Source organism: Pseudomonas vancouverensis, from assembly GCF_004348895.1.
Classification (GTDB): Bacteria; Pseudomonadota; Gammaproteobacteria; order Pseudomonadales; family Pseudomonadaceae; genus Aquipseudomonas; species Aquipseudomonas vancouverensis.
Genome location: NZ_RRZK01000030.1, coordinates 24,349 through 44,589 on the forward strand (window position 1 = coordinate 24,349; position 20,241 = coordinate 44,589).

The window sequence follows — 20,241 nt, forward strand, 5'->3', positions numbered from 1 at the left end:
ATGGCTGAAGCCGAAAAAACTGTCCGTACGCTGACTGGCCGTGTTGTCAGCGACAAGATGGACAAAACCATCACCGTTCTGATCGAGCGTCGCGTTAAGCACCCGATCTACGGTAAATACGTTAAGCGTTCGACTAAGCTGCACGCGCACGACGAAACCAATCAGTGCCACATCGGCGACAAAGTCACTATTCGTGAAACTCGTCCGATGGCCAAGACCAAGTCTTGGGCGCTGGTTGATGTTCTCGAACGCGCTGTGGAAGTCTAAGGGCTAGGGGTCGGAGAAATTATATGATTCAGACTCAATCCATGCTCGATGTGGCCGATAACAGCGGCGCTCGCCGCGTTATGTGCATCAAGGTGCTGGGTGGCTCCCATCGTCGTTACGCTGGTATCGGTGACATCATCAAAGTTACCGTCAAGGAAGCAATTCCTCGCGGTAAAGTGAAAAAAGGCCAAGTGATGACTGCTGTTGTAGTCCGCACTCGTCACGGCGTACGTCGTGCTGATGGCTCCATTATCCGCTTTGATGGCAACGCTGCTGTTCTTCTGAACAACAAGCAAGAGCCGATCGGCACCCGTATCTTTGGGCCAGTGACCCGTGAACTTCGTACTGAGAAGTTCATGAAGATCGTCTCGCTCGCCCCAGAAGTGCTGTAAGGAGATCCGACATGCAAAAGATTCGTCGTGACGACGAGATCATCGTGATCGCCGGCAAAGACAAAGGTAAGCGCGGTAAGGTGCTGAAGGTTCTTGCTGACAACCGTCTGGTTGTTGGTGGTCTGAACCTGGTCAAGCGTCATACCAAGCCTAACCCGATGTCGGGCGTACAGGGCGGTATCGTCGAGAAAGAAGCGCCACTGCACGCTTCCAACGTCGCCATCTTCAACGGCGAAACCAACAAGGCTGACCGCGTTGGTTTCAAAGTAGAAGACGGTAAGAAAATTCGTGTCTTCAAGTCGACCCAAAAAGCGGTTGATGCTTGAACACTGCTAGGTAGAAGACCATGGCACGACTAAAAGAGATTTACCGGAAGGAAATCGCTCCGAAACTTAAGGAAGAACTTAAGCTTTCGAACGTGATGGAAGTTCCGCGCGTTACCAAAATCACCCTGAACATGGGTCTGGGCGAAGCGATCGGCGACAAAAAAGTCATCGAGCACGCTGTTGCTGACCTGGAAAAGATCACCGGCCAGAAAGTCGTTGTGACCTACGCTCGCAAATCCATCGCTGGCTTTAAAGTCCGTGAAGGTTGGCCGATCGGCGTCAAAGTGACTCTGCGCCGTGAGCGTATGTACGAGTTCCTGGATCGTCTGCTGTCGATCTCCCTGCCTCGGGTTCGCGACTTCCGCGGCCTGAATGCCAAGTCCTTCGATGGTCGTGGCAACTACAGCATGGGCGTGAAAGAGCAGATCATCTTCCCGGAAATCGACTACGACAAGATCGATGCTCTCCGCGGTCTGGACATCACCCTGACCACCACTGCCAAGAACGATGATGAAGGCCGCGCTCTGCTGCGTGCGTTCAAATTCCCGTTCCGCAACTGATTGGAGTAGGACCATGGCCAAGATGAGCATGAAAAACCGCGAGCTGAAGCGTCAGCTCACGGTTGCCAAGTACGCCAAGAAGCGTGCAGCACTGAAAGCAATCATCGTTGATCTGAACGCAAGTCCAGAAGCGCGTTGGGAAGCTACAGTAGCTCTGCAGAAGCAGCCACGTGACGCAAGCGCTTCGCGCATGCGTAACCGCTGCCGCCTGACCGGTCGTCCACACGGCGTTTACCGCAAGTTCGGCCTCGGCCGTAACAAACTGCGTGAAGCGGCAATGCGTGGTGACGTACCGGGTCTGGTTAAAGCCAGCTGGTAAGTACTGTCAAAGTCCTGGTGTTCAGGTTCGCAAGATCCTGACCACCGGTGGCCTTGAATCTGGATCAAGCCCCTTTTGGGGCTTGATTCATTTCTGGTGTGTGTCTAGAATACCCGGCTCGCCTGAGCCCGTGTTTTTCATGCCCGGAGATTCTCGGCGACACGTAATAGCCGCAAGGCTAATTTTTTTGTATTAGGAGCGTCTAGCCCATGAGTATGCAGGACCCGTTAGCGGACATGCTAACTCGTATCCGTAATGCCCAGATGGCTGAAAAGTCCGTCGTAAGCATGCCATCTTCCACGTTGAAGGTAGCTGTTGCCAAAGTCCTGAAGGACGAAGGTTACATTGCGGGTTATCAGATCAGCAGCGAAACCAAACCACTGCTGTCCATCGAGCTGAAGTACTTCGAAGGCCGTCCGGTTATCGAAGAAGTGAAGCGCGTTAGCCGTCCAGGCCTGCGTCAGTACAAGTCCGTCGATGATCTGCCAAAAGTACGTGGCGGTCTCGGTGTGTCTATCGTCTCCACCAACAAGGGTGTGATGACTGATCGTGCTGCGCGCGCTGCCGGTGTCGGCGGCGAAGTTCTTTGCACTGTGTTCTAAGGGGGGATAAGCATGTCTCGCGTCGCTAAGAACCCCGTTAAGCTGCCAGCCGGTGTCGAAGTAAAATTCGCAGGCCAACAGCTTTCGGTGAAGGGTGCCAAGGGCACTCTCGAACTGAACATCCATTCGTCCGTTGAGATCGTTGAAGAAGCTGGTGAGCTGCGTTTCGCTGCTCGCAATGGCGATCAGCAGACTCGCGCAATGGCTGGTACCACTCGTGCGTTGGTAAACAACATGGTCCAAGGCGTAAGCCAAGGCTTCGAGCGCAAGCTCCAGCTGGTCGGTGTTGGTTACAAAGCGCAAGCAAAAGGCACAGTGCTGAACCTGGCTCTTGGCTTCTCGCACCCAGTGGATTACGAACTGCCGGAAGGCATCACCGCTGAGACTCCTAGCCAGACCGATATCCTGATCAAGGGCATCGACAAGCAGCTGGTAGGTCAAGTGGCCGCCGAGATCCGCGACTTCCGTCCACCAGAGCCGTACAAAGGCAAAGGTGTGCGCTACGCGGACGAAGTCGTCCGTCGTAAAGAAGCCAAGAAGAAGTAGGGCATAGCAAATGACCGACAAAAAAGTTACTCGACTGCGTCGCGCTCGCAAAGCACGCCTGAAAATGCACGAACTCGAAGTCGTGCGTCTCTGCGTGTTCCGCTCTTCGCAGCACATCTACGCCCAGGTCATTTCGGCCGACGGCAACAAAGTCCTGGCAAGCGCCTCGACTTTGGATAAAGAACTGCGTGATGGCGCCACTGGCAACATCGACGCGGCCACTAAGGTTGGCCAGCTGGTCGCTACGCGTGCTAAGGCCGCTGGCGTCTCGCAGGTGGCTTTCGACCGCTCTGGCTTCAAGTACCACGGCCGCGTTAAAGCGCTGGCTGATGCTGCTCGTGAAGCTGGGCTGGAGTTCTAAGTTATGTCAAATAACGACCAAAAGCGCGACGAAGGCTACATCGAGAAGCTGGTTCAAGTTAACCGCGTAGCCAAAACCGTTAAAGGCGGCCGTATCTTCACTTTCACCGCGTTGACCGTGGTTGGTGATGGTAAGGGCCGTGTTGGCTTCGGCCGTGGCAAGTCGCGTGAAGTGCCTGCTGCGATCCAGAAGGCAATGGAAGCTGCTCGCCGCAACATGATCCAGGTTGATCTGAACGGCACCACTCTGCAGTACGCAATGAAGTCCGCTCACGGCGCTTCGAAGGTGTACATGCAGCCTGCTTCTGAAGGTACCGGTATCATCGCTGGCGGCGCTATGCGTGCCGTTCTCGAAGTTGCTGGCGTTCAGAACGTTCTGGCCAAGTGCTACGGCTCGACTAACCCGGTAAACGTGGTTCACGCCACTTTCAAAGGTTTGAAGGCTATGCAGTCTCCTGAATCCATTGCCGCCAAGCGTGGCAAAAGCGTCAAGGAGATCTTCTGATCATGGCTACCGTTAAAGTTACGCTGATCAAAAGCATGACCGGCCGCATCCCTAACCACAAACTGTGCGTTAAGGGTCTGGGTCTGCGTCGCATCGGTCACACTGTAGAAGTCCAGGATACTCCCGAGAATCGCGGGATGATCAACAAGGCTTACTACATGCTGCGTGTCGAGGGTTAATCGATGAAACTCAATGATCTGAGTCCAGCGCCGGGTTCCCGTCGCGAAAAGCATCGTCCGGGCCGTGGTATCGGTAGTGGTTTGGGTAAGACTGGTGGCCGTGGTCACAAAGGTCAGACTTCCCGCTCCGGTGGCACCATTGCTCCAGGCTTTGAAGGCGGTCAACAGCCGCTGCATCGTCGCCTGCCGAAGTTCGGTTTCGTTTCCCTGAAGGCCATGGACCGCGCAGAAGTGCGTCTGTCCGAGCTGGCTAAAGTGGAAGGCGACATCGTCACCGTGCAGTCTCTGAAAGATGCCAACGTGATCAACGTCAACGTTCAGCGTGTGAAAATCATGCTGTCCGGCGAAGTGACTCGCGCTGTTACCATCGGAAAGGGAATCGGCGCCACCAAAGGTGCGCGTGCGGCTATCGAAGCAGCTGGCGGCAAGTTCGAGGAATAAATGGCTAAGCAAGGTGCTCTCTCTGCGCTCGGCAAAGGCGGTATGTCTGAACTCTGGGCTCGTCTGCGTTTTCTGTTCCTGGCGATTATCGTCTACCGAATAGGCGCACACATCCCGGTTCCAGGTATCAACCCGGACCGACTCGCGGACCTGTTTCGACAGAATGAGGGGACCATTCTTAGCTTGTTCAACATGTTTTCCGGCGGCGCGCTGGAGCGGATGAGCATCTTTGCACTGGGGATCATGCCGTACATTTCGGCATCGATCATCATGCAACTGATGACCGCCGTCAGCCCGCAGCTGGAGCAGTTGAAGAAGGAAGGTGAAGCTGGCCGTCGCAAGATCAGCCAGTACACCCGCTACGGCACTGTCGTCCTCGCTCTCGTCCAGGCCATTGGCATGTCCATTGGTCTGGCGGGGCAGGGCGTTGCGTTCACTGGTGACTTTGGCTTCCATTTCGTCGCGGTATCCACGTTTGTGGCTGGTGCGATGTTCATGATGTGGCTGGGTGAGCAGATTACTGAGCGTGGTGTTGGCAACGGTATCTCGATGTTGATTTTTTCGGGTATCGTCGCCGGTCTTCCGAGAGCGATCGGGCAGTCTTTCGAGTCTGCACGTCAGGGTGATATCAACATCTTCGCCCTGGTTGCCATCGGTTTGCTGGCAGTAGCGATTATCGGTTTCGTGGTGTTCATTGAGCGTGGTCAGCGTCGTATTGCTGTTCACTACGCCAAGCGTCAGCAGGGCCGCAAGGTCTTCGCTGCGCAGACTAGCCACTTGCCGCTGAAGGTGAACATGGCCGGTGTTATTCCGGCTATTTTCGCGAGCAGCATTTTGCTGTTCCCGGCTTCGTTGGGTGCCTGGTTCGGCCAGTCTGAAGGTATGGGCTGGTTGCAGGACATCTCGCAGTCGATCGCTCCTGGTCAGCCGTTGAATATTCTGCTGTTTAGTGCAGGGATTATTTTCTTCTGCTTCTTCTATACGGCGTTGATGTTCAATCCGAAAGACGTAGCGGAAAACCTGAAGAAGTCCGGTGCCTTTATTCCGGGCATCCGTCCAGGTGAGCAGTCTGCGCGCTACATTGATGGCGTTCTGACCCGCTTGACCATGTTCGGTGCTCTTTACATGACGGCCGTGTGCCTGCTGCCCCAGTTCCTGGTGGTTGCAGCCAACGTTCCGTTCTACCTTGGCGGGACCTCGTTGCTGATCGTCGTCGTGGTTGTGATGGACTTCATGTCCCAAGTACAATCGCACCTCGTTTCGCACCAGTACGAATCCCTGATGAAGAAAGCCAACCTGAAGGGTTACGGCAGCGGCATGCTGCGCTAATCCATAAGGTTCGAGGAGTTGGTGATGAAAGTTCGTGCATCGGTGAAAAAGCTGTGCCGTAACTGCAAGATTATTCGCCGCGAAGGTGTTGTTCGAGTAATTTGCAGCGCGGAACCGCGTCACAAACAGCGCCAAGGCTGAGTGTGATTGTGCTTCAAGCCCGGTAGCTAGTGCGCTACCGGGTTGATTATTTGTTATTACAGCGATATTATCTCGCGCCCTATTTCTTGGCTTCCGGGGCGTAGGTAGCTGTCAATTGGAGTCCCACTGAATGGCCCGTATTGCAGGCGTTAACATTCCAGATAACAAGCATACTGTTATCTCGCTGACCTACATCTATGGTGTTGGTCGCACTACTGCACAGAAAATTTGTGCAGAGACTGGGGTAAACCCAGCAGCAAAGATCAAAGATCTGAGCGACGAGCAAATTGAACAGCTGCGTGGCGAAGTGGCGAAGTTCACCACTGAAGGTGACCTGCGTCGCGAAATCAACATGAAAATCAAGCGCTTGATGGACCTCGGTTGCTATCGCGGTCTGCGTCATCGTCGCGGTCTTCCAGTACGCGGTCAGCGTACCAAGACCAACGCGCGTACCCGTAAAGGTCCGCGTAAGCCGATCCGCAAGTAATCGCCCCAGCGAATCGACAGGAATTTAATCATGGCAAAACCTGCTGCTCGTCCTCGTAAAAAAGTTAAAAAGACAGTGGTTGATGGCATCGCCCACATCCATGCATCTTTTAACAACACCATCGTGACCATTACCGACCGTCAAGGTAACGCTCTTTCCTGGGCTACCTCCGGTGGTTCGGGTTTCCGCGGTTCCCGCAAGTCCACCCCGTTTGCTGCTCAAGTAGCTGCTGAACGTGCTGGTCAAGCTGCGCTGGAATACGGCCTGAAAAACCTCGACGTCAACGTCAAGGGCCCAGGTCCAGGTCGTGAATCCGCAGTCCGCGCTTTGAACGGCTGTGGCTACAAGATCGCCAGCATCACCGACGTGACGCCAATCCCGCACAACGGGTGCCGTCCGCCGAAGAAGCGCCGCGTGTAATCCAGGAGATTGTAAAGAATGGCTCGTTACATTGGTCCAAAATGCAAACTCGCTCGTCGCGAAGGCACCGATCTCTTCCTGAAGAGCGGCGTGCGCGCGATCGAATCGAAGTGCAACATTGAAGCAGCACCTGGCATCCACGGCCAGCGCCGCGGTCGTCAGTCCGACTACGGCACCCAGCTGCGTGAAAAGCAGAAAGTCCGTCGTATCTACGGCGTTCTCGAGCGTCAATTCAGCGGCTACTACAAAGAAGCTGCTGGCAAGAAAGGCGCAACCGGTGAAAACCTGCTGCAACTGCTCGAATGCCGTCTGGACAACGTGGTATACCGTATGGGCTTTGGTTCGACTCGTGCCGAATCCCGTCAGCTGGTATCGCACAAGTCGATCAGCGTAAACGGTCAGACCGTTAACGTTCCGTCCTACCAGGTTCGTGCTGGTGACGTGGTCGCTGTTCGCGAGAAAGCAAAAAATCAACTTCGCATTGTCCAAGCTCTCGATCTGTGTGCTCAACGTGGCCGCGTAGAGTGGGTAGAAGTAGACACTGAGAAGAAGTCGGGCGTTTTCAAGAACGTTCCTGCTCGCAGTGATCTGTCCGCCGACATCAACGAAAGCCTGATTGTCGAGCTCTACTCCAAGTAAGGGCTAGAAAATAGGTGCATCCATGCAGATTTCGGTAAATGAGTTCCTGACACCCCGCCACATTGATGTGCAGGTTGTCAGTCCAACCCGCGCCAAGATCACTCTCGAGCCTCTCGAGCGTGGTTTCGGCCACACCCTGGGCAACGCGCTGCGCCGCATCCTGTTGTCCTCAATGCCCGGCTGCGCAGTAGTCGAGGCCGAGATTGACGGTGTGCTCCACGAGTACAGCGCCATCGAAGGTGTACAGGAAGACGTAATTGAAATCCTGTTGAACCTTAAAGGTCTGGCTATCAAGCTGCACGGCCGTGACGAAGTTACGCTGACCTTGTCGAAGAAGGGTTCGGGGGTGGTTACCGCTGCCGATATTCAGCTGGATCATGATGTCGAGATCGTTAATCCCGATCACGTAATCGCTAACCTGGCGTCTAACGGCGCCCTGAACATGAAGCTCGTAGTAGCTCGTGGTCGTGGTTATGAACCGGCCGACTCGCGTCAGAGCGATGAAGACGAAAGCCGCAGCATTGGTCGCTTGCAGCTTGACTCTTCGTTCAGCCCGGTTCGCCGTATCGCATACGTGGTGGAAAACGCCCGTGTCGAACAGCGTACTAACCTGGACAAGCTGGTTATTGATCTGGAAACCAACGGTACCCTGGATCCTGAAGAGGCTATCCGTCGCGCTGCAACCATCCTGCAACAGCAGTTGGCTGCGTTCGTCGACCTCAAAGGTGACAGTGAGCCAGTGGTTGTCGAGCAGGAAGACGAGATCGATCCGATCCTGCTTCGCCCGGTTGACGATCTGGAACTGACTGTACGTTCGGCTAACTGCCTTAAGGCGGAAAACATCTACTACATCGGCGACCTGATTCAGCGTACCGAAGTAGAGCTGTTGAAGACTCCGAACCTGGGCAAGAAATCCTTGACTGAAATCAAGGACGTTCTGGCCTCCCGCGGTCTGTCCCTCGGCATGCGCCTCGACAACTGGCCGCCTGCAAGTCTTAAGAAGGACGACAAGGCGACTGCCTGATCGTCGTAATCACCGAACGTAGTGTTTGGTAAGGAATGAACCATGCGTCATCGTAAAAGTGGTCGTCACCTGAGCCGCACCAGCTCGCACCGCAAGGCCATGTTCCAAAACATGGCGGTGTCGCTGTTCGAGCACGAGCTGATCAAAACTACTCTGCCAAAAGCTAAAGAACTGCGCCGCGTTGCCGAGCCGCTGATCACTTTGGCCAAGACAGACAGCGTTGCTAACCGCCGTTTGGCTTTCGACCGTACTCGTTCGAAAGCTATCGTTGGTAAGCTCTTCAACGACCTGGGCAAGCGTTACGCTACCCGTGAGGGTGGCTACCTGCGCATCCTCAAGTGCGGTTTCCGCGCTGGCGACAACGCGCCTATGGCGTACGTCGAGTTGGTTGATCGTGCTACTGCCGGCGAAGCTGTTTCTGCCGAGTAAGACGTCAGTCTGAAACAAAGAACCGGGCCCAGTGCCCGGTTTTTTGTGTCCGCAACAAAAGCATCGTTCATACAAGCGGTGTCGTGCTTCCTCGGGTCATGATGTGATCGGAGTTTGTCATTAGTAATTTTCTATCGATGCATGCGAGTTAATGAATTTGTAGGCGTCATATTGATGATCAATACTCCTTCTCAGCCGATTAGCCGGCAGTTGAAGATCAATAGAGGAAGGACGATCACATGAGCCAGAACACGACGCTCACCACCGCCAGTGGTGCTCCTGTAGCCGATAACCAGAATTCCCGCTCTGCAGGTCCTCGCGGCCCATTGCTGCTCGACGACTTTCACCTGATCGAAAAGCTTGCACACTTCAACCGTGAAAACATTCCAGAGCGTCGCGTACATGCGAAAGGTTCGGGCGCCTACGGTACCTTCACGGTCACCCGCGACATCAGCCAGTACACCAGCGCCAAACTGTTTGAAGCTGTCGGCAAGCAAACCCCGACCTTCCTGCGCTTTTCCACGGTTGGCGGTGAGCGCGGCTCGGCTGACACCGAGCGCGACCCAAGGGGCTTTGCCCTGAAGTTCTACACCGAAGAAGGTAACTGGGACATTGTGGGTAACAACACCCCGGTGTTTTTCATCCGCGACCCACTTAAGTTTCCGGACTTTATCCACACCCAGAAACGCCTGCCGCAAAGCAATCTGAAAAGTGCGCAGATGATGTGGGACTTCTGGTCTCACTCGCCTGAGGCGCTGCACCAGGTCACCATCCTGTTTTCCGATCGGGGCATTCCTGACGGCTATCGCCACATGCACGGCTTCGGCAGTCACACTTACAGCCTGATCAGCGCTCAAGGTGAGCGGCACTGGGTGAAATGGCACTACAAGACCCAGCAAGGCATCAAGAACCTGGCTCCGGCCGAGGCCGCCCGTTTGGCCGGTACTGATCCGGACTACGCCCAGCGCGATCTGTTCGAGGCCATTGAGCGCGGCGATTTCCCGAAATGGCGCGTGTGCATCCAGATCATGACTGAAGCCCAGGCCGAAGCTCATTACGAGAACCCGTTCGACGTGACCAAGACTTGGTCGCAAAAGGAATTCCCGTTGATTGAAGTCGGTGAGCTGGAACTCAACCGTAACCCGCAGAACTACTTTGCCGAGGTTGAACAGGCTGCGTTTGGTCCAAGCAACATGGTGCCGGGTGTCGGTCTTTCACCCGACCGCATGCTGCAGGGCCGCGTGTTTGCCTATGCGGACGCCCATCGCTACCGCGTTGGCACCAATCACCAGCAACTGCCGGTGAATGCGCCTCGTAGCCCGGTCAACACCTATCAGCGTGATGGCTCGATGGCCTTTGGCAGTAATGGTGGTGCAGCGCCCAACTATGAACCGAACAGCTACATCGAGTCGCCAAAGCAGGCGCCTCGTTACGCTGAACCGGCGTTGGCACTGAGCGGCGCGGCTGGCCGTTACGATCATCGCGAAGACACCGATTACTACAGCCACGCCGGTGCCCTGTTCCGTTTGATGTCTGACGAGCAGAAGGCACTGTTGGTCAGCAACATTGCCGGAGCAATGGCGGGTGTATCGAGTGACGTGGTCGACCGTCAATTGCAGCATTTCCACAAGGCCGATCCGGCGTATGGAGAAGCAATCGCAAAGCTGCTCAACGTACAGCTTAACGAAGTCTAAATGAGAAGCAGAACCGCCCTTATCTGGGCGGTTTTTGCGTTATTTCGGCTGCTTTTCTCAGAATATCTTCGCTTTTATTGCGTATGGCGAGTGACGATCCGGGCAGGTTGGTTCAAACTACAACTTTCAAGCAGGGAGATGTAGGGCGATGCAAGGCCACCCAGACGTTATCGATTACCTCAACACGTTGCTGACCGGCGAGCTGGCCGCACGTGATCAATATTTCGTCCACTCGCGGATGTATGAGGACTGGGGTTTCACCAAGCTCTACGAACGAATCAACCACGAGATGGAAGAAGAAGCAGGGCACGCGGATGCGCTGATGCGTCGGATTCTGATGCTGGAAGGCACGCCACGCATGCGCCCTGACGATGTTGATGTCGGCACTACCGTGCCGGAGATGCTCGAAGCTGACCTGCGCCTGGAATACCAGGTGCGTGCCGCACTGTGCAAAGGCATCGAGCTGTGCGAGAAGCACGGCGACTACGTCAGCCGCGAAATTCTGCGTGTACAGCTGAACGACACTGAAGAAGACCACACCTACTGGCTGGAAAAGCAGTTGGGCCTGATCAAGCTGATCGGTCTCGAGAACTACCTGCAATCCCACGCCTGATCGCTGCGGGATAAAAACAAGCCCCTGTCACTGATGAAGTGACAGGGGCTTTTTCATTGCCGGCGGTTAAGCGCGATCGCGCTCAAGCAGCGGTTTGAGGTAGAAGCCGGTGTGGGACTGCTTCATTTCGGACACCTCTTCCGGGGTGCCGACAGCAATGATCTGCCCGCCTTTGGAGCCGCCCTCTGGACCCAGATCCACCAACCAGTCGGCAGTCTTGATCACGTCCAGGTTGTGCTCGATAACCACAACCGTGTTGCCGTGGTCGCGCAGTCGATGCAAGACGTCGAGCAGTTGCTGGATATCCGCAAAATGCAGGCCGGTGGTCGGCTCGTCGAGGATGTACAGGGTCTTGCCGGTATCGCGCTTGGACAGCTCGCGAGATAGCTTCACCCGTTGCGCTTCACCCCCGGACAGGGTGGTCGCCGACTGACCGAGCTTGATGTACGACAGGCCGACGTCCATCAGCGTCTGAAGCTTGCGTGCCAGCGCCGGCACCGCATCAAAGAACTCCCGCGCCTCCTCGATGGTCATCTCAAGGGTTTCGTGGATGCTCTTGCCCTTGTATTTGATCTCAAGGGTTTCGCGGTTGTAGCGCTTGCTCTTGCACACATCACACGGCACGTAGATGTCCGGCAGGAAGTGCATCTCCACCTTGATCAGGCCATCGCCCTGGCAGGCCTCGCAGCGCCCGCCCTTGACGTTGAAGGAGAAACGGCCCGGGCCATAACCCCGTGAGCGGGATTCCGGTACGCCGGCAAACAGCTCACGGATCGGCGTGAACAGCCCGGTGTAGGTCGCCGGGTTCGATCGCGGCGTGCGGCCGATCGGGCTCTGGTCGATGTCGACGACCTTGTCCAGGTGCTCCAGGCCCTTGATGCTGTCGTGGGCCGCTGCTTCCAGCGTCGTTGCGCCGTTGAGTGCAGTCGCGCTCAACGGGAAGAGGGTGTTGTTGATCAGCGTCGATTTGCCCGAACCGGAGACCCCGGTGACGCAGGTCAGCAGGCCGATTGGAATCTCCAGATCGACATTGCGCAAGTTGTTGCCACGAGCGCCCTTGAGCGACAGGGTCAGCTTCTTGTTGCGTGGCGTACGCTTGGCCGGCACTTCGATCTTGACGCGGCCCGACAGGTATTTGCCGGTCAGTGAGTCTGGATGAGCCATCACTTCTGCCGGCGTACCTTCGGCAACGATATGCCCGCCATGCACGCCGGCACCCGGGCCGATGTCCACGACATAGTCGGCCAGGCGGATCGCGTCCTCATCGTGTTCGACGACGATGACCGTGTTGCCGATGTCCCGCAGGTGCTTGAGAGTGCCCAGCAAGCGATCGTTATCGCGCTGGTGCAAGCCGATGGACGGTTCGTCGAGGATGTAGAGGACGCCGACAAGACCGGCACCGATCTGGCTGGCCAGACGAATACGCTGTGCCTCGCCGCCAGACAGGGTGTCGGCGCTGCGATCCAGCGACAGGTAGTCGAGACCGACGTTGACCAGGAACTGCAGGCGTTCGCGGATTTCCTTGAGAATCTTGTCGGCAATTTCGCCGCGACGGCCGGTGAGCTTGAGTTCGCCGAAATATTCCGACGCATCGCCGATCGGCAGGTTGGTCACTGCCGGCAGGGTTTTTTCGCCGACCCACACATGCCGCGCTTCCCGGCGCAGGCGGGTGCCGCGGCAGTCCGGGCAGGACTGGGTACTGAGGAACTTGGCCAACTCTTCACGCACCGACGCCGATTCGGTTTCGCGGTAGCGTCGCTCCAGGTTCGGCACGATGCCTTCGAAGGGGTGCGAGCGCTTGACGATGTCACCACGGTCATTCAGGTATTTGAAGTCGACGTTCTGCGAACCGCTGCCATGCAGAATGTGCTTCTGCTGGTCGGCCGACAGCTCATTGAACGGCACTTCCAGGCTGAATTTGTAGTGCGCAGCCAGTGAGCCGAGCATCTGGAAGTAATAGACGTTGCGCCGGTCCCAGCCGCGAATCGCCCCTTCCGCCAGGGTCAGCTCGCCATTGACCAGGCGCTTGATATCAAAGAACTGCTTCACCCCCAAACCGTCGCAGGTCGGGCAGGCGCCGGCCGGGTTGTTGAAGGAGAACAGCTTCGGCTCCAGCTCGCTGATGGCATGGCCGCAGATCGGGCAGGCGAACCGCGCGGAGAAGATCATCTCTTCGCCCGGCTCGTCGTCCATCGGCGCGACCAGGGCGATGCCGTCCGCCAGTTTCAGGGCGGTCTCGAAGGATTCGGCCAGACGTTGTTGCAGATCGGCGCGGACCTTGAAGCGGTCGACCACTACATCAATGGTGTGTTTCTTCTGCTTGTCGAGCTTGGGCGCTTCGTCCAGTTCGTACAGCTTGCCGTTGATTCGCGCACGCACGAAGCCCTGGGCGCGCAGCTCTTCGAAGACCGACAGGTGCTCGCCCTTGCGCTCGCGGATCACCGGCGCCAGCAACATCAGCTTGCTGCCTTCCGGTTGCGCGAGGACCAGGTCGACCATCTGGCTGACGGTTTGTGCTTCCAGCGGAATATCGTGATCCGGGCAGCGAGGAATACCGACACGGGCATACAGCAGGCGCAGGTAATCGTAGATTTCGGTGATGGTACCGACCGTCGAGCGCGGGTTGTGCGAGGTCGACTTCTGTTCGATGGAGATCGCCGGCGACAGGCCTTCGATGGTGTCGACGTCGGGCTTTTCCATCATCGACAGGAATTGCCGGGCGTAGGCCGACAGCGATTCGACATAGCGACGCTGGCCTTCGGCATACAGTGTGTCGAACGCCAGGGACGACTTGCCGGAGCCGGACAGGCCGGTGATAACGATCAGCTTGTCCCGTGGCAGGGTCAGGTCGATGTTTTTCAGGTTGTGGGTTCGGGCCCCACGAATCAGGATCTTGTCCAAAGTGGCCTCGCTCGGCGGGCGTCGAAAACGTAGGAGTATACGGCCAAATACTGGATGGATGCACACTATCAAACGCGTGAACGGCTGTCTTACATGAAGAGTGTGTCAGCAATGCGCGGCAAAGCGTCGCGATATATCCCGTCAATCGATGGGACTGGTAGAATCGCCGCCGGTTCACACGAGGTTATTCCATGCACGATCCCCATAGCGAGCGTATGAGTGGCAGCGAGACCCGCGCAGCAAGCGGTCTGGCCCTGGTGTTCGCCTTCCGTATGCTTGGCATGTTCATGGTGTTGCCGGTCCTGGCGACCTATGGCATGGATCTGGCCGGAGCGACGCCTGCCCTGATCGGCCTGGCGATTGGCGCCTATGGCCTGACCCAGGCCTTTTTCCAGATTCCCTTCGGCTTCATTTCCGACCGCATCGGTCGACGTCCGGTCATTTATATCGGCCTGATAGTCTTCGCCCTTGGCAGCGTGCTAGCGGCTCAGGCCGACTCGATCTGGGGCGTGATCGCCGGCCGTATCCTGCAAGGCGCCGGCGCGATTTCCGCGGCAGTCATGGCCTTGCTGTCCGACCTGACCCGCGAACAACACCGCACCAAGGCCATGGCCATGATCGGCATGACCATCGGTCTCTCGTTTGCCGTGGCCATGGTCGTCGGTCCGTTGCTGACCCGCGCCTTCGGGCTGTCCGGGCTGTTTCTTGCCACCGGTGGCATGGCGCTGCTCGGCATCCTGATCGTGATGTTCATGGTGCCTCGCTCCACGGGGCCGCTGCAGCACCGTGAGTCGGGTGTCGCCCGTCAGGCGCTGATCCCGACGTTGAAACATCCTGACCTGCTGCGCCTGGACCTCGGCATTTTTGTGTTGCACGCCATGTTGATGTCCAGCTTCGTCGCCTTGCCCCTGGCGCTGGTCGAGAAAGCCGGGTTGCCCAAGGAGCAGCATTGGTGGGTCTACCTGACCGCGTTGCTGGTTTCGTTCTTCGCCATGATCCCGTTCATCATCTACGGCGAGAAGAAACGCAAAATGAAACGAGTTTTGATCGGCGCCGTCGTGACGCTGATGCTCACTGAGCTATTCTTCTGGCAGTTCGGCGACAGCTTGCGGGCTCTGGTGATTGGCACCGTGGTGTTCTTTACCGCGTTCAATCTGCTGGAAGCTTCATTGCCATCGCTGATCAGCAAGGTTTCACCGGCGGGGGGCAAAGGCACGGCGATGGGGGTCTACTCCACCAGTCAGTTCCTGGGTTCGGCACTGGGCGGCATTCTCGGCGGCTGGCTGTTCCAGCATGGCGGTCTGTCGGTTGTGTTCCTCGGATGCGCCGGTCTGGCTGCCCTCTGGCTGGCCTTTGCTGTTACCATGCGTGAACCTCCCTACGTCACGAGCCTGCGCTTGCCGTTGTCGCCTGAGGCGATCCGCGAAGCGGGTCTGGTTGAGCGCCTGAAGGCGGTCGTAGGGGTAACAGATGCAGTGATTGTCGCGGACGAAGCGGCGATTTACATCAAACTGGATACCGAATTATTGGATCGCACCACCCTTGAGCGCCTGGTGAACAACCCGGCCGAGGCAGCGTGCGTAGCCTAGGAGAACGTTATGGCCCGTGGGGTTAACAAAGTCATATTGGTCGGCACTTGCGGCCAGGATCCCGAAGTTCGCTACTTGCCTAACGGTAACGCCGTGACCAACCTGAGTCTGGCGACCAGCGAACAATGGACCGACAAGCAAACCGGTCAGAAAGTCGAAAAGACTGAATGGCACCGTGTGTCGATGTTCGGCAAGGTTGCGGAAATCGCCGGCGAGTACCTGCGTAAAGGTTCGCAGGTCTACATCGAAGGCAAGCTGCAGACCCGCGAGTGGGAAAAAGACGGCATCAAGCGTTACACCACCGAAATCGTGGTCGACATGCAAGGCACCATGCAACTGCTGGGTGGCCGTCCACAGGGCGACCAGCAGGGCCAGGGCGGCGGTAACAACTACCAGCAATCCGCTCCGCGCCAGCAGGCTCCACGTCCTGCGCCGCAACAGCAGCCACAGCGTCCGGCCCCACAACAGGCGGCTCCGCAACCGGCTCCGGATTTCGACAGCTTTGATGACGATATCCCGTTCTGAGCATTCGCTTGATCGGCTGATATAAAAAGGCCCGTAGCGCCAAAACGCTACGGGCCTTTTTTTTTTCCGGATCGATCAGCTGTTACGCCAGAAACTCATCGGTCGACACTACGCTGGCATACGCAAACGCCAGGGATGCCATGAACGCCGCATGCACCTGTGCCGCTGGCACCGTCAAACCGTTGAATTCCAGATCACGTGTCGCGCAGGCGTCGTGGATCACCGTCACGGCGTAACCCAGGTCCGCCGCCGCGCGGGTGATGCCGTCGACGCACATGTGGCTCATGCTGCCCACGACGACCAACTCCTTGATGCCTTGCTCGTCGAGTACGGATTGCAGGTGGGTGTCGCGGAACGAATTGACGAAGTGCTTGAGTACCACGGGTTCGTCGGCGCGGTTGACGACTTTTGGGTGAAGCTTTGCGCCCTCCGAGCCGGGGGTGAAGAATGGAGCTTCGGCCGAGGTGAACTCGTGGCGGATGTGGATCACCGAATCACCGGCATCGCGGAAGGCATTGAGTACGCGCACGGCATTGTCTGCGGCGGACTCTGCACCGACCAATGGCCATTTGCCTTGAGGGAAGTAGTCGTTCTGGATATCGACTAGGATGAGCGCTTGCTTGGCCATGACTGTTTCCTTGGTGTGTGTGTGGATGTGGAATCAAGTATTGGCGCTGGCGGTCGATTCGAGGATTGGCCGCACCGACAATAACAGGGGGAAAACTGACAATGGACGCACAAAGGTCAATCGCCGAGCTGGCGGTGCTTATCTACCCAGGCGCGCAAATGGCAGCGGTGCATGGGTTGACCGACCTGTTCGATGTGGCCAACCGCATCGCCGCCGATCATCAGGCTGTGCAGTTGCCGTTGTTGCGGGTCAGTCATTGGCAAGTAGAGGGTGATCAGGCGCCGGCACGAATCCACGACAGCCACCCAGGTCCGGACCGCAACCTGGTGGCCGTGTTGATCCCGCCCTCGATTGCCGGTTTCACCGAGGACCAGGCACCCCAAGGCTTGATCGATTGGCTACGTGAACAGCATGCCCGTGGCGCGACCCTGGGCGGGGTCTGCGTCGGTTCGATCCTGCTCGCCGAAAGCGGATTGCTCGATGGCCGCAGCGCCACTACGCACTGGAGCTCGGCGAAAAAATTCGCCGAGCGTTATCCCGCGATCAAGCTCAAGGCCGATACGCCCATCGTCGATGACGGCGACCTGATCACCACGGCCGGGTTGATGGCCTGGTCGGAGCTGGGCTTGCGCCTGGTCGACCGCTTGCTGGGGCCGAGCATCGCCACCGCGACCGCGCGTTTCCTGGTAGTGGAACACAGTGACAGCGCCAGTGAGTGCGGCAGCAACTTTGCGCCGATTCTCAGCCATGGCGACGGGCCGATTCTCAAGGTACAACACTGGCTGCAAAGTACCGGTGCGACGGACGTGTCATTGACCGCAATGGCTGAGCGGGCGGGGCTGGAGGAACGCACGTTCCTGCGTCGATTCCGTGCCGCCACCGGGCTCAAGCCTACCGAGTACTGCCAGCACTTGCGGGTCGGCAAGGCGCGGGAAATGCTCGAGTTCAGCAATGGCACCATCGATCACATCGCCTGGACCGTGGGCTATCAGGACCCGGGAGCGTTTCGCTCGACCTTCAAGAAAATCACCGGGCTGGCGCCGAGTGATTATCGGGCGCGGTTTGGTGGAAGACCCGGGCGCTAGCTGCACCGCATAACCCTTGTTGGAGCGCGCATGGTCCGGGCGGCGCTCCGACGATGGCGGCCTCATATTCAACATCGAGGTGTCCGACACATCGCAATCGTCAGAGCGCCGCCCGGAGCTTGCTCGCTCCTACAGGATCGGGGCGAAGCGCCATCGTGCAAAATGCCCCAGCCCAAAGCCACGTCGTGCAGAATAAAACAGGCGCTGTGCCATCACGATGTTCGCAAGACCCTGATTTAAAACCCCTTGCGCCAAGCCAGGCTCTGGCCTGATCCCTGCACCCCAATCCCCACACTCATCAAGCGCCGATTGAAGGGGGACGCATGACCCCAACCGACCGCAAGAAACTGGTAGTCGCCCATTCGCTGCTCGCCGACGCGCCGCAGCACGAAGTCGAGACCAATCGGGCGTTGGCGCGCTGGCTGGCGCACATTCTGGGCCTCAAGTACGGCGGCATTTACGACGCGCAATTGCACCGCGGTCGCGATTTGTACCTGTTGCCGACGCAAACCCTGGTGGGCGCGGCGGCCGCCCGGGAACTGGGCGTCCGGGGCCCGGAGGATTTGTGGGGCGGTTATGTCGAGCATGATTTCATCTGCACCAAGGCCATCAGCCACGGTCTGCTCAACCATCATGCCCATGCGCCAGAAGGTTGGTCGCCGTTGTTTTCCCAACGGGTGCGCAGCGTGGTGCTGGATGGTCTGAGCGTGTTTTCCTTCGAGGATGCTCGCCCCGCAGCCGAGCACTTGCTGTACGCCGGGCCGATCCGCCTCAAGCCCATTCATGCCTGCGCCGGGCGTGGTCAGGAAGTGATCGATAGCCTCGACCAATTCGATGCCGTGCTGGCCAGACCCGATGCCAAGAAGCTGTTCAGCGAAGGCGTGGTACTCGAACAGGACTTGAGCCAGGTCATCACCCACAGCGTCGGCCAGAGCTTCGTCGCGGGCAAGGTACTGAGTTACTGCGGTGAGCAATACCTGACAGAAGATCCGCAGGGCGAGGCCGTGTATGGCGGGTCTGATTTGTTGGTAGTGCAGGGCGACTATGATGAGTTATTGAAGTTGGAACTGGCCGACGACGTGCGACTGGCCATTCACCAGGCTCAGGTATTTGACCGGGCGGCGGACGAAGCCTATCCCGGGTTTTATGCGTCGCGGCGCAACTACGACATCGCCCAGGGCCTCGACAGTACCGGTAAACCGCGCAGCGGCGTACTCGAACAATCCTGGCGCCTGGGCGGGGCCAGCAGTGCGGAAGTGGCAGCCCTGCAGAGTTTTATCAACGATCCGGCGATGCACGCCATTCAGGTGTCTTCGGTCGAGACTTACATCGATCAGGCGCTGCCGGCGGACGCCATCGAGGTGTACCGTGGGCCTGCACAGGACAGCGAATTTCTCCTCAAGTACGTGACGGTCAAATCCTATGACGGCTAGAAGCGAATCCATTGCGATCGACATCGATAACGAGCAGATGAGCGGGACTTTTCTCAGTCCCAAATCGAAAGTCCCCGGCGTGCTGTTCGTGCACGGCTGGGGCGGCAGCCAGGAGCGCGACCTGGAACGGGCCAAGGGCATTGCCGGGCTCGGTTGTGTGTGCCTGACGTTCGACCTGCGTGGGCACACCGGCGGCACGGGTATTCCACTGTCGCGGGTGACTCGCGAAGACAACCTGCGCGACTTGCTGGCGGCCTATGACCGCCTGCTGGCGCACCCGGCGCTGGATACCTCGGCGATTGCGGTGGTGGGCACCAGTTACGGTGGTTATCTGGCTTCCATCCTGACTTCGCTGCGGCCGGTGCGCTGGCTGGCATTGCGCGTGCCGGCGCTGTATCGCGATGAGCAATGGCATACGCCCAAACGCGATCTGGACAAGCTGGACCTGCGCGATTACCGCAGCACTCTGGTGCGCGCCGACAGCAATCGGGCCCTGCATGCCTGTTCGCAATTTACCGGGGATGTCTTGCTGGTGCAGTCGGAAACCGATGATTACGTGCCCCACGCAACGATCATGAGTTATCGCGCGGCCTGTCAGCAGACGCATTCACTGACCCACCGGATCATCGATGGCGCCGATCATGCCTTGAGCGATCCGGTTTCGCAGCAGGCCTACACATCGATTCTGGTGGACTGGATTACCGAGATGGTGGTCGGGGAGCGGTTGAGCATTATTCAGTCTTCTTGAGAGATAGGGTGTTCTTGCGGCCGTCATCGTCGGAGCGCCGCCCGGACCAAGCTCGCTCC

At 57.7% G+C, this 20,241-nt stretch carries 27 protein-coding genes; 25 read left to right on the forward strand and 2 right to left on the reverse strand.

Annotated elements, in window-relative coordinates; all coding sequences use genetic code 11:
• The 20 genes from rpsQ (at position 1) to bfr (ending at position 11,273) form a co-directional block, all read left to right on the forward strand.
• Entirely contained in the window at positions 1-267 is a 267-nt protein-coding gene (rpsQ, locus tag EIY72_RS22240) for a 30S ribosomal protein S17 (protein WP_003194644.1), read from the forward strand.
• A 23-nt stretch (positions 268-290) separates the two neighbouring features.
• Entirely contained in the window at positions 291-659 is a 369-nt protein-coding gene (gene rplN, locus EIY72_RS22245; RefSeq protein ID WP_002555479.1) for a 50S ribosomal protein L14, read from the forward strand.
• A gap of 11 nt (positions 660-670) precedes the next feature.
• On the forward strand, positions 671-985 hold the full coding sequence (rplX, locus tag EIY72_RS22250; protein WP_003186046.1) for a 50S ribosomal protein L24: 315 nt from the start codon (positions 671-673) through the stop codon (positions 983-985).
• A 20-nt stretch (positions 986-1,005) separates the two neighbouring features.
• The gene (gene rplE / locus EIY72_RS22255) at positions 1,006-1,545 is read left to right on the forward strand and encodes a 50S ribosomal protein L5 (protein WP_003210069.1); all 540 of its coding nucleotides are present in this window, start codon (positions 1,006-1,008) and stop codon (positions 1,543-1,545) included.
• 13 nt (positions 1,546-1,558) lie between these two features.
• Positions 1,559-1,864 carry a 30S ribosomal protein S14 gene (gene rpsN / locus EIY72_RS22260; RefSeq protein WP_003176414.1) on the forward strand — a complete coding sequence of 102 codons (306 nt, stop codon included), beginning with the start codon at positions 1,559-1,561 and terminating at the stop codon, positions 1,862-1,864.
• A 209-nt stretch (positions 1,865-2,073) separates the two neighbouring features.
• On the forward strand, positions 2,074-2,466 hold the full coding sequence (rpsH, locus tag EIY72_RS22265; RefSeq protein WP_008065722.1) for a 30S ribosomal protein S8: 393 nt from the start codon (positions 2,074-2,076) through the stop codon (positions 2,464-2,466).
• Positions 2,467-2,478: 12 nt separating this feature from the next.
• A complete protein-coding gene (gene rplF, locus EIY72_RS22270; RefSeq protein ID WP_003176412.1) occupies positions 2,479-3,012 on the forward strand; it encodes a 50S ribosomal protein L6 in 534 nt (177 codons plus the stop codon).
• Between the two features lie 10 nt (positions 3,013-3,022).
• Positions 3,023-3,373 (forward strand): 50S ribosomal protein L18, encoded by a 351-nt coding sequence (gene rplR, locus EIY72_RS22275; RefSeq protein ID WP_003186037.1) that lies wholly within the window; start codon positions 3,023-3,025, stop codon positions 3,371-3,373.
• A gap of 3 nt (positions 3,374-3,376) precedes the next feature.
• On the forward strand, positions 3,377-3,877 hold the full coding sequence (gene rpsE, locus EIY72_RS22280; protein WP_003186035.1) for a 30S ribosomal protein S5: 501 nt from the start codon (positions 3,377-3,379) through the stop codon (positions 3,875-3,877).
• A 2-nt stretch (positions 3,878-3,879) separates the two neighbouring features.
• Positions 3,880-4,056, forward strand: coding sequence for a 50S ribosomal protein L30 (gene rpmD / locus EIY72_RS22285; RefSeq protein ID WP_003176408.1), 177 nt, complete (start codon positions 3,880-3,882; stop codon positions 4,054-4,056).
• Between the two features lie 3 nt (positions 4,057-4,059).
• Complete coding sequence (gene rplO / locus EIY72_RS22290; protein ID WP_003228720.1) at positions 4,060-4,497, forward strand: 50S ribosomal protein L15; 438 nt, start codon at positions 4,060-4,062, stop codon at positions 4,495-4,497.
• Positions 4,498-5,826 carry a preprotein translocase subunit SecY gene (gene secY / locus EIY72_RS22295; RefSeq protein ID WP_003228718.1) on the forward strand — a complete coding sequence of 443 codons (1,329 nt, stop codon included), beginning with the start codon at positions 4,498-4,500 and terminating at the stop codon, positions 5,824-5,826.
• A 24-nt stretch (positions 5,827-5,850) separates the two neighbouring features.
• Positions 5,851-5,967 carry a 50S ribosomal protein L36 gene (gene rpmJ, locus EIY72_RS22300; RefSeq protein WP_002555468.1) on the forward strand — a complete coding sequence of 39 codons (117 nt, stop codon included), beginning with the start codon at positions 5,851-5,853 and terminating at the stop codon, positions 5,965-5,967.
• 130 nt (positions 5,968-6,097) lie between these two features.
• Positions 6,098-6,454: a 30S ribosomal protein S13 gene (gene rpsM / locus EIY72_RS22305; protein ID WP_009045849.1), complete on the forward strand. Its 357-nt coding sequence runs from the start codon at positions 6,098-6,100 to the stop codon at positions 6,452-6,454.
• A 30-nt stretch (positions 6,455-6,484) separates the two neighbouring features.
• Entirely contained in the window at positions 6,485-6,874 is a 390-nt protein-coding gene (gene rpsK / locus EIY72_RS22310) for a 30S ribosomal protein S11 (protein WP_002555466.1), read from the forward strand.
• 18 nt (positions 6,875-6,892) lie between these two features.
• Positions 6,893-7,513 (forward strand): 30S ribosomal protein S4, encoded by a 621-nt coding sequence (gene rpsD / locus EIY72_RS22315; protein ID WP_003176404.1) that lies wholly within the window; start codon positions 6,893-6,895, stop codon positions 7,511-7,513.
• A 22-nt stretch (positions 7,514-7,535) separates the two neighbouring features.
• Positions 7,536-8,537 (forward strand): DNA-directed RNA polymerase subunit alpha, encoded by a 1,002-nt coding sequence (locus tag EIY72_RS22320; protein WP_007970428.1) that lies wholly within the window; start codon positions 7,536-7,538, stop codon positions 8,535-8,537.
• A 42-nt stretch (positions 8,538-8,579) separates the two neighbouring features.
• Positions 8,580-8,966: a 50S ribosomal protein L17 gene (gene rplQ, locus EIY72_RS22325; protein ID WP_007970429.1), complete on the forward strand. Its 387-nt coding sequence runs from the start codon at positions 8,580-8,582 to the stop codon at positions 8,964-8,966.
• 239 nt (positions 8,967-9,205) lie between these two features.
• Positions 9,206-10,660, forward strand: coding sequence for a catalase (locus tag EIY72_RS22330; protein ID WP_093229680.1), 1,455 nt, complete (start codon positions 9,206-9,208; stop codon positions 10,658-10,660).
• Between the two features lie 148 nt (positions 10,661-10,808).
• Complete coding sequence (gene bfr, locus EIY72_RS22335) at positions 10,809-11,273, forward strand: bacterioferritin (protein WP_093229683.1); 465 nt, start codon at positions 10,809-10,811, stop codon at positions 11,271-11,273.
• Between the two features lie 66 nt (positions 11,274-11,339).
• On the opposite strand, the gene uvrA is transcribed toward bfr, so the two are convergent.
• Positions 11,340-14,174, reverse strand: coding sequence for an excinuclease ABC subunit UvrA (gene uvrA / locus EIY72_RS22340; RefSeq protein WP_093229686.1), 2,835 nt, complete (start codon positions 14,172-14,174; stop codon positions 11,340-11,342).
• Between the two features lie 191 nt (positions 14,175-14,365).
• Here uvrA and EIY72_RS22345 point away from each other — a divergent pair, with 191 nt between their 5' ends.
• Together EIY72_RS22345 and EIY72_RS22350 are read left to right on the forward strand one after the other, a co-directional pair.
• Positions 14,366-15,763 (forward strand): MFS transporter, encoded by a 1,398-nt coding sequence (locus EIY72_RS22345; protein WP_093229689.1) that lies wholly within the window; start codon positions 14,366-14,368, stop codon positions 15,761-15,763.
• A 9-nt stretch (positions 15,764-15,772) separates the two neighbouring features.
• A complete protein-coding gene (locus EIY72_RS22350; RefSeq protein ID WP_007970128.1) occupies positions 15,773-16,288 on the forward strand; it encodes a single-stranded DNA-binding protein in 516 nt (171 codons plus the stop codon).
• A gap of 82 nt (positions 16,289-16,370) precedes the next feature.
• On the opposite strand, the gene EIY72_RS22355 is transcribed toward EIY72_RS22350, so the two are convergent.
• On the reverse strand, positions 16,371-16,916 hold the full coding sequence (locus tag EIY72_RS22355) for a cysteine hydrolase family protein (RefSeq protein ID WP_093229692.1): 546 nt from the start codon (positions 16,914-16,916) through the stop codon (positions 16,371-16,373).
• 101 nt (positions 16,917-17,017) lie between these two features.
• Here EIY72_RS22355 and EIY72_RS22360 point away from each other — a divergent pair, with 101 nt between their 5' ends.
• The 3 genes from EIY72_RS22360 (at position 17,018) to EIY72_RS22370 (ending at position 20,182) form a co-directional block, all read left to right on the forward strand.
• Positions 17,018-18,001 carry a GlxA family transcriptional regulator gene (locus EIY72_RS22360; protein WP_093229694.1) on the forward strand — a complete coding sequence of 328 codons (984 nt, stop codon included), beginning with the start codon at positions 17,018-17,020 and terminating at the stop codon, positions 17,999-18,001.
• Positions 18,002-18,324: 323 nt separating this feature from the next.
• Positions 18,325-19,434, forward strand: coding sequence for a DUF3182 family protein (locus EIY72_RS22365; RefSeq protein WP_093229697.1), 1,110 nt, complete (start codon positions 18,325-18,327; stop codon positions 19,432-19,434).
• Positions 19,424-20,182 carry an alpha/beta hydrolase family protein gene (locus EIY72_RS22370; RefSeq protein WP_093229699.1) on the forward strand — a complete coding sequence of 253 codons (759 nt, stop codon included), beginning with the start codon at positions 19,424-19,426 and terminating at the stop codon, positions 20,180-20,182. Before EIY72_RS22365 ends, EIY72_RS22370 begins: the two co-directional genes overlap by 11 nt.
• The last annotated feature ends 59 nt before the right edge of the window (positions 20,183-20,241 follow it).

Excerpts from the sequence above, each read along its gene's own strand:
- rpsQ (WP_003194644.1), top strand. The coding sequence starts at position 1 with ATGGCTGAAGCCGAAAAAACTGTCCGTACGCTGACTGGCCGTGTTGTC.
- rplN (WP_002555479.1), top strand. The coding sequence starts at position 291 with ATGATTCAGACTCAATCCATGCTCGATGTGGCCGATAACAGCGGCGCT.
- rplX (WP_003186046.1), top strand. The coding sequence starts at position 671 with ATGCAAAAGATTCGTCGTGACGACGAGATCATCGTGATCGCCGGCAAA.
- rplE (WP_003210069.1), top strand. The coding sequence starts at position 1,006 with ATGGCACGACTAAAAGAGATTTACCGGAAGGAAATCGCTCCGAAACTT.
- rpsN (WP_003176414.1), top strand. The coding sequence starts at position 1,559 with ATGGCCAAGATGAGCATGAAAAACCGCGAGCTGAAGCGTCAGCTCACG.
- rpsH (WP_008065722.1), top strand. The coding sequence starts at position 2,074 with ATGAGTATGCAGGACCCGTTAGCGGACATGCTAACTCGTATCCGTAAT.
- rplF (WP_003176412.1), top strand. The coding sequence starts at position 2,479 with ATGTCTCGCGTCGCTAAGAACCCCGTTAAGCTGCCAGCCGGTGTCGAA.
- rplR (WP_003186037.1), top strand. The coding sequence starts at position 3,023 with ATGACCGACAAAAAAGTTACTCGACTGCGTCGCGCTCGCAAAGCACGC.
- rpsE (WP_003186035.1), top strand. The coding sequence starts at position 3,377 with ATGTCAAATAACGACCAAAAGCGCGACGAAGGCTACATCGAGAAGCTG.
- rpmD (WP_003176408.1), top strand. The coding sequence starts at position 3,880 with ATGGCTACCGTTAAAGTTACGCTGATCAAAAGCATGACCGGCCGCATC.
- rplO (WP_003228720.1), top strand. The coding sequence starts at position 4,060 with ATGAAACTCAATGATCTGAGTCCAGCGCCGGGTTCCCGTCGCGAAAAG.
- secY (WP_003228718.1), top strand. The coding sequence starts at position 4,498 with ATGGCTAAGCAAGGTGCTCTCTCTGCGCTCGGCAAAGGCGGTATGTCT.
- rpmJ (WP_002555468.1), top strand. The coding sequence starts at position 5,851 with ATGAAAGTTCGTGCATCGGTGAAAAAGCTGTGCCGTAACTGCAAGATT.
- rpsM (WP_009045849.1), top strand. The coding sequence starts at position 6,098 with ATGGCCCGTATTGCAGGCGTTAACATTCCAGATAACAAGCATACTGTT.
- rpsK (WP_002555466.1), top strand. The coding sequence starts at position 6,485 with ATGGCAAAACCTGCTGCTCGTCCTCGTAAAAAAGTTAAAAAGACAGTG.
- rpsD (WP_003176404.1), top strand. The coding sequence starts at position 6,893 with ATGGCTCGTTACATTGGTCCAAAATGCAAACTCGCTCGTCGCGAAGGC.
- EIY72_RS22320 (WP_007970428.1), top strand. The coding sequence starts at position 7,536 with ATGCAGATTTCGGTAAATGAGTTCCTGACACCCCGCCACATTGATGTG.
- rplQ (WP_007970429.1), top strand. The coding sequence starts at position 8,580 with ATGCGTCATCGTAAAAGTGGTCGTCACCTGAGCCGCACCAGCTCGCAC.
- EIY72_RS22330 (WP_093229680.1), top strand. The coding sequence starts at position 9,206 with ATGAGCCAGAACACGACGCTCACCACCGCCAGTGGTGCTCCTGTAGCC.
- bfr (WP_093229683.1), top strand. The coding sequence starts at position 10,809 with ATGCAAGGCCACCCAGACGTTATCGATTACCTCAACACGTTGCTGACC.
- EIY72_RS22345 (WP_093229689.1), top strand. The coding sequence starts at position 14,366 with ATGCACGATCCCCATAGCGAGCGTATGAGTGGCAGCGAGACCCGCGCA.
- EIY72_RS22350 (WP_007970128.1), top strand. The coding sequence starts at position 15,773 with ATGGCCCGTGGGGTTAACAAAGTCATATTGGTCGGCACTTGCGGCCAG.
- EIY72_RS22355 (WP_093229692.1), bottom strand. The coding sequence starts at position 16,916 with ATGGCCAAGCAAGCGCTCATCCTAGTCGATATCCAGAACGACTACTTC.
- EIY72_RS22360 (WP_093229694.1), top strand. The coding sequence starts at position 17,018 with ATGGACGCACAAAGGTCAATCGCCGAGCTGGCGGTGCTTATCTACCCA.
- EIY72_RS22365 (WP_093229697.1), top strand. The coding sequence starts at position 18,325 with ATGACCCCAACCGACCGCAAGAAACTGGTAGTCGCCCATTCGCTGCTC.
- EIY72_RS22370 (WP_093229699.1), top strand. The coding sequence starts at position 19,424 with ATGACGGCTAGAAGCGAATCCATTGCGATCGACATCGATAACGAGCAG.